The sequence below is a fragment of the Polynucleobacter sp. 35-46-11 genome (genome assembly GCF_002281105.1).
On record NZ_NCFJ01000103.1, the window covers coordinates 1 to 6,797 of the forward strand.

Here is a 6,797-nt window from a genome sequence, read left to right on the forward strand (position 1 = left end):
AATAATCAAAGACCTACACCAATATACTGCGTTTATGAGCTCATCAAAAAATTCCCTTGCCAACAAAGCCCAAGCTTGGTCGGCCCGTTTTAACGAACCCGTTGACGAACTAGTTCAGCGTTATACCGCCTCCATTGGCTTTGATCAACGTTTTGCCTTAGTCGACATTGCTGGATCTTTGGCTCACGCTGAGATGCTGGCCACCCAAAAGATTATTAGCGCGCAAGATTTAGCGGATATTCAAAAGGGTATGGCTCAGATTAAGGGCGAAATTGAGGCTGGTGAATTTAACTGGCAACTCGCTCTTGAGGATGTCCATCTGAATATTGAAGCTCGCCTCACGGAATTAGTCGGCGATGCCGGAAAGCGCCTTCACACTGGTCGTTCACGGAATGACCAAGTCGCCACGGATTTACGTCTGTGGTTGCGTGATAGCGTGGATCAAATTGCAGCCACCCTCAAAACCTTGCGTATTGCTTTGCTGGATCTTGCGGAGACCCACTCTGCCACGATCATGCCTGGCCACACTCACCTGCAAGTAGCGCAACCCATTACTTTTGGCCATCACTTAATGGCTTATTACGAAATGTTTAGCCGTGATGCTAGCCGCTTGGCTGATCTTCGTGCTCGCTTTAATCGTCTGCCGCTTGGTGCTGCTGCATTAGCCGGAACCACCTACCCAATTGATCGCGAGCAAGTTGCCAAGACTCTTGGTTTTGATGGCATCTGCAATAACTCGCTTGATGCAGTATCTGATCGTGACTTTGCGATTGAGTTCTGTGCTTTTGCTTCCATCTTGATGATGCACGTATCTCGCTTATCTGAAGAGCTTGTGCTTTGGCTCAGCCCACGCTTTGGCTTTATTGATTTACCAGATCGTTTCTGCACTGGAAGCTCCATCATGCCGCAGAAAAAGAATCCAGATGTACCAGAATTGGCGCGTGGTAAAACGGGTCGTGTATACGGCGACTTAATCTCTTTATTAACCTTGATGAAGAGTCAGCCACTGGCATACAACAAAGATAACCAGGAAGATAAAGAGCCTCTGTTTGATGCTGTTGATACCGTGCAAGATACATTGCGTATCTTCGCTGATATGGTCCCACATATTCAGGTGAAAGCAGATGTAATGAAGGCTGCCGCTGAAGAAGGTTTCGCCACTGCAACTGACTTAGCTGATTACTTGGTCAAAAAAGGTTTGGCTTTCCGCGATGCTCATGAGGCCGTAGCTCACGCTGTTAAAGCCTGCGTTGGTCGTAACTGCATGCTTACCGATCTCACTCTGTCTGAATTACGCTTTGCCTGTGGCTTAGATAATCGCCCTGAACTCATGGGTGATGATGTCTTTGCCCTCTTAACGGTAGATGGCTCTGTAAATTCTCGTCAACATGCTGGCGGTACTGCTCCAGCGCAAGTGCTTGCTGCAATTAAACGGGGTCGTGCAGATCTCTAAACTGCATGGGCTTTTGGGGAACGCTCTCAACAGGAATTGACCGTCTAAATCAATTCTTGGGCAAAGCAGCCAGCATCATGATCTTGCTGTCTTGCGTAATATCAGCTCTCAATGCACTACTCCGCTATAGCCTGGATATTAGTAACAACTGGCCGCTAGAATTGCAGTGGTACCTCTTTGCTGCTGCCGTAATGCTGGGTGCCGCATATACCCTCAAACGCAATGAACATGTTCGAGTCGATTTAATTTACTCGCAGGTTTCTGATCGCGGACGTATTTATATTGACCTCTTTGGTTTGATTGTCTTTTTAATGCCGGCCTGCATTCTGTTTACTTGGCTATCGTGGACTACTTTGTTTTATCCCTCATGGTTAGTCTCAGAGCATTCGCTCAATGCAGGTGGTTTGTCACGCTACCCCATTAAATTTATTGTGCCTTTTGGTTTCTTTATGTTGAGCCTGCAAGGCTTATCGGAAATCATTAAACGCATTGGCGTAATCAAAGGTAAAGAAACATTGCCTGTAGCCGATCTCCATTATGAAAAGCCCATGCAATGATTCCGCTTGAATGGATGCCGCCACTGATGTTTGGTGGATTAATTGTGTTTATGTTGATCGGCCTTCCAGTAGCCTTTTCTTTAATGGCTGCGGGATTATTTTTTGCTGGCATAGCGATTACTGAGAATTTCTTTGGCATGCCTTTTTTGCAGGCCATTCCTCAGCGCATCTTTGGTAGCGTCCTTGCTAACGACCTACTGCTAGCAATTCCCTTTTTTACTTTTATGGGTGCCATTCTGGAGCGCTGCGGTCTTGCAGAAGAAATGCTGGACTCCATGGGTCAGCTCTTTGGGCGCATTCGCGGGGGTCTGGGTTACTCAGTCATTATTGTCGGATTCATTCTCGGGGCGATAACCGGTACTGTGGCTGCTCAGGTGATCGCTATGGCGATGATCTCCCTCCCTGTGATGACGCGCTACGGCTACAACATGCGCTACGCTACGGGCGTTTTAGCGGCTTCTGGAACCATTACCCAACTAGTGCCACCCTCTTTAGTGCTGATTGTCCTGGCTGACCAGCTCAAAACCCAGAGCGGGAGTGCCGATGTTGGCAGTATGTATCTTGGTGCTTGGGGTCCATCTCTTTTACAAATTGCTCTTTTTGCTCTTTACACATTCTTCCTTGCTCGCTTTAGACCCGACTATCTACCCGCCGCCCCTGAGAACGAACTCACCCTCACAGGCTGGGCACTCTGGAAAAAATGCCTCTTGGGAATCATTCCCTCGGCAGTACTGATTTTCTTGGTACTGGGAACCATCATGACTGGCATTGCCACTCCAACCGAGTCAGGCGCCATGGGTGCGATGGGTGCATTGCTTTTAGCCTGGATACGCAGGGCCAGCATCCCCAATCTCAAAGGATTGATTCAAGAGGCCTATCAAAACACGATGCGCATCACTGCCATGGTGGTCTTCATCTTGATTGGCTCCACTTGCTTCTCGGTTGTCTTCCAAGGTGTTGATGGCGGCCACTGGGTTGAAGAATTGTTTTCCAATCTGCCAGGTGGATGGGTTGGCTTCTTAGTGCTTGTGAATCTATTTGTATTCTTTTTGGCTTTCTTCTTGGACTTCTTTGAAATCGCCTTCATCGTTGTGCCTTTGTTAGCGCCTGTGGCAGTCAAACTACTTGCACCAGTTCTACTTGCCTCTATGAATGGCAATCCCCAGGCCGCAGCCAGTGCTGCACTGGTATGGTTTGGCGTCATGCTTTGCGTGAATATGCAAACCTCATTTATGCATCCACCGTTTGGATTTGCGCTGTTCTATCTTCGTGGGGTAGCACCGAAAGAAGTCAAGAGTAGTGACATCTATTGGGGGGCATTACCTTGGGTTGTCCTACAACTCATCATGGTGGTGCTTGTAGCGGCATTCCCAGCACTAGTCACCACCTTCTTAGATAAGCCGGCGGCAGTGGTCCAGAGTCAAGAATTTAACTTCACGAGTGCCGATGAATCCAAGCCTGATGCGGCAACAAATAAGGTTGATGAAGATGCGCCGGTAGTCTTTCAAATAGATAAGCCAGGAAAATAGTAGGCCAAGCGCTTACTCTATTTGGCCTTTGCGATATTGAGATAAAGACCTATCGAGGTGCTTTACGTTGGCCGGAGATTTTAATAAATGTAGTGTCTCCATAACGCTGCAGTATTTATTCTTTGGCATAAAAACAGCAGCTTCCCCGCCCTCGCAATAAATAATAGTCACTTCACAATCATTCGTAACTTGATTTATCACTTGATGTAGCCGTTGCATTGCATCAGAAAAATGAATAACTCGCATTACAGCCTCCAATTTAGATTGCGCATAGTACAGCTGTATATAAATATATTCCAGGATAAAAAAATACCCTGCAAAAGCAGGGTATTAAGAGTGTTTATCACCTGAAAGAGGTCATAGAGTGATATCAGGCTCCTGCCTTACACAATCAACGTAGTACTCACTACGGCCATCGATATCCCCTTTAACCAGGCCGTGAATATCGGTCTCAAAGCCTGGGAAGCGCTCATTGAAGTCACGAGCAAAGTAGAGATAGTCAATGATGCGTTTATTGAAGCGCTCGCCCGGGATAAGAAGCGGAATACCTGGAGGATATGGAGTTACCAGCATTGCGGTAATCCGATCTTCTAATTGATCCAAGGGAACACGATCTACTTTTTTATGCGCCATCTTCGCCCAAGCTTCTGAAGGCATCATTGCCGGCACCATGTCTGAGGTGTACATCTCAGTCGTCATGCGAGCGACATTGCGACTCTTGTAGAACTCATGAATTTGCTGGCAGATGTCTTTAAGACCAACCCGCTCATAGCGAGGATGTTTAGCGACAAACTCTGGGAGCACTTTCCACAGTGGGGCATTCTTATCAAAGTGATCTTTAAATTGCTGTAGCTCGGTCACCAAAGTATTCCAACGGCCTTTAGTAATACCAATGGTAAACATGATGAAGAAGGAGTACAAGCCGCACTTCTCTACGATCACGCCGTGCTCAGCCAAGTACTTAGTAACAATACTTGCTGGGATACCCATAGAACCAAAGTTGCCCTCAACATCCAAACCAGGCGTCACTACAGTCGCCTTGATGGGGTCAAGCATATTGAAATCTTTGGCAACATTACCAAAATCATGCCAGCTTGCATTGGGCTCCAGAATCCAATCTGAACGCTCGCCAATGCCTTCTTCAGTTAAATGATCTGGGCCCCAGACCTTAAACCACCAGTCTGCACCAAACTTATCATCTACTTCGCGCATTGCACGACGAAAATCCATTGCCTCTGCGATGGATTCTTCCACTAATGTTGTACCCCCAGGAGCTTCCATCATGGCGGCAGACACATCGCAAGAGGCAATGATGGCGTACTGCGGGCTGGTCGAGGTATGCATTAAGTAGGCTTCATTGAAGCAGTCGCGATCGAGCTTGTGCTCTTCTGCATCCTGCACCAATACTTGCGAAGCTTGAGAGAGGCCGGCCAATAACTTATGAGTTGATTGGGTAGCAAACATCAAACTCTTTTTGGTGCGCTTGCGATCTGCGCCGATTGCGTGCATGTCCTTGTAAAAAGGGTGGAATGCAGCATGCGGCAACCAAGCTTCATCAAAATGCAATGAGTCTACCTTTCCATCAAGCATCTCTTTAATCATCTCGACGTTATAGACAATACCGTCATAAGTACTTTGAGTTAGCGTCATGACGCGTGGCACTACGTTCTTATCTTTAATGAATGGGTTGGCATCAATTTTCTTCTTGATGTTCTTCCATTCGAACTCTTCTTTTGGAATCGGACCAATAATGCCCAGATGATTACGGGTTGGCATCAAGAAGATAGGAATCGCGCCCATCATCGTAATCGAATGAATCACCGACTTGTGACAATTACGGTCAACCAACACCACATCACCAGGGGCAACAGTAGAGTGCCAAACAATTTTGTTTGATGTGGATGTGCCATTGGTTACAAAGAACAAATGATCAGTATTAAAGATACGCGCAGCGTTGCGCTCACTTTGCAATACAGGACCAGTGTGATCCAGCAACTGACCCAGCTCTTCCACCGCATTACAAACGTCAGCGCGGAGCATGTTCTCGCCAAAAAATTGATGGAACATACGACCTACTGGGCTCTTCAAGAAAGCGACACCACCAGAGTGGCCCGGGCAATGCCAAGAGTAAGAACCTTCAGACGCGTAATTAGTCAGCGCGCGGAAGAATGGCGGCGCCAATGAGTCTAGGTACACCTTTGCTTCACGAATAATATGACGCGCCACAAACTCTGGCGTATCTTCATTCATATGAATGAAACCATGTAACTCGCGCAAGATGTCATTTGGCATATGACGTGAAGTACGAGTCTCACCATATAAGAAGATTGGAATATCTTCATTCCGCTTACGTACTTCAGTAATAAAGGCGCGCAAGTTATTTAATGCTGGCAAGTCATGGTCTTCGGAGTCAGAAACAAACTCTTCATCATCAATAGACACAATAAAGCTAGAGGCGCGGGAGGCCTGCTGCGCAAAGGATGTGAGGTCTCCATAGCTAGTTAAGCCAATCACCTCCATACCTTCGTTTTCAATGGCTTCCGCTAAGTCGCGAATACCCGAACCTGAAATATTTTCAGAGCGAAAGTCCTCATCAATAATGATGATTGGAAAACGAAATTTCATGAGTAGCCTTTAAATTCGCCAATACGGCGATTAAATAGATTAAGTCTTCGGCAAAGTTACGCCGACTTGGCCTTGATACTTACCGCCACGATCTTTGTACGATGTGCCGCACACTTCATCGCTTTCAAAGAACAAAACTTGTGCACATCCTTCACCAGCATAAATTTTTGCAGGTAATGGAGTCGTATTAGAAAACTCGAGTGTGACGTAACCTTCCCACTCAGGCTCAAATGGAGTGACGTTCACAATAATTCCGCAACGCGCATATGTACTCTTACCTACGCACACCGTTAAGACGCTGCGTGGAATCTTGAAGTACTCAACGGTTCTTGCCAAGGCAAAAGAATTAGGAGGGATGATACAAACTGGGCCCTTGAAATCTACAAAGGATTGCTCGTCGAAATTCTTGGGATCAACGATAGTGCTATTGATGTTCGTGAAGATCTTGAACTCATCAGCGCAACGAATGTCATAGCCATAGCTTGAAGTGCCATAGCTCACGATTTTTTGCCCGGCGGCATCTTGGCGGACCTGCCCAGGTTCAAATGGGCTGATCATGCCTTGCTCGCCCATGCGGCGGATCCAGTGGTCAGATTTAATAGTCATGGCCGAATTGTAAAACCATCGCAGGCC

6 protein-coding genes are annotated in these 6,797 nt (G+C 46.9%); 3 read left to right on the forward strand and 3 right to left on the reverse strand.

All coding sequences use genetic code 11. The features are described from left to right. Positions 1 to 34: 34 nt before the first annotated feature. From argH to B7Y67_RS08940, 3 genes are read left to right on the forward strand one after another with little or no spacing between them, the layout of a single operon-like run. On the forward strand, positions 35 to 1,453 hold the full coding sequence (gene argH, locus B7Y67_RS08930; RefSeq protein ID WP_293598342.1) for an argininosuccinate lyase: 1,419 nt from the start codon (positions 35 to 37) through the stop codon (positions 1,451 to 1,453). A 5-nt stretch (positions 1,454 to 1,458) separates the two neighbouring features. Next, positions 1,459 to 2,010, forward strand: coding sequence for a TRAP transporter small permease subunit (locus B7Y67_RS08935; protein ID WP_293598343.1), 552 nt, complete (start codon positions 1,459 to 1,461; stop codon positions 2,008 to 2,010). Beyond that, positions 2,007 to 3,539, forward strand: a complete 1,533-nt coding sequence (locus B7Y67_RS08940; protein ID WP_293598344.1) for a TRAP transporter large permease subunit — start codon at positions 2,007 to 2,009, stop codon at positions 3,537 to 3,539. Before B7Y67_RS08935 ends, B7Y67_RS08940 begins: the two co-directional genes overlap by 4 nt. Before the next feature lie 12 nt (positions 3,540 to 3,551). Here the strand turns inward: B7Y67_RS08940 and B7Y67_RS08945 are convergent, their stop codons facing one another. The 3 genes from B7Y67_RS08945 to dcd form a co-directional block, all read right to left on the reverse strand. Continuing rightward, a complete protein-coding gene (locus B7Y67_RS08945; RefSeq protein WP_293598345.1) occupies positions 3,552 to 3,785 on the reverse strand; it encodes a type II toxin-antitoxin system Phd/YefM family antitoxin in 234 nt (77 codons plus the stop codon). A 111-nt stretch (positions 3,786 to 3,896) separates the two neighbouring features. Beyond that, positions 3,897 to 6,164: an arginine/lysine/ornithine decarboxylase gene (locus tag B7Y67_RS08950; RefSeq protein WP_215302973.1), complete on the reverse strand. Its 2,268-nt coding sequence runs from the start codon at positions 6,162 to 6,164 to the stop codon at positions 3,897 to 3,899. A 39-nt stretch (positions 6,165 to 6,203) separates the two neighbouring features. After that, the gene (dcd, locus tag B7Y67_RS08955; protein WP_041484826.1) at positions 6,204 to 6,770 is read right to left on the reverse strand and encodes a dCTP deaminase; all 567 of its coding nucleotides are present in this window, start codon (positions 6,768 to 6,770) and stop codon (positions 6,204 to 6,206) included. Positions 6,771 to 6,797 lie beyond the last annotated feature (27 nt).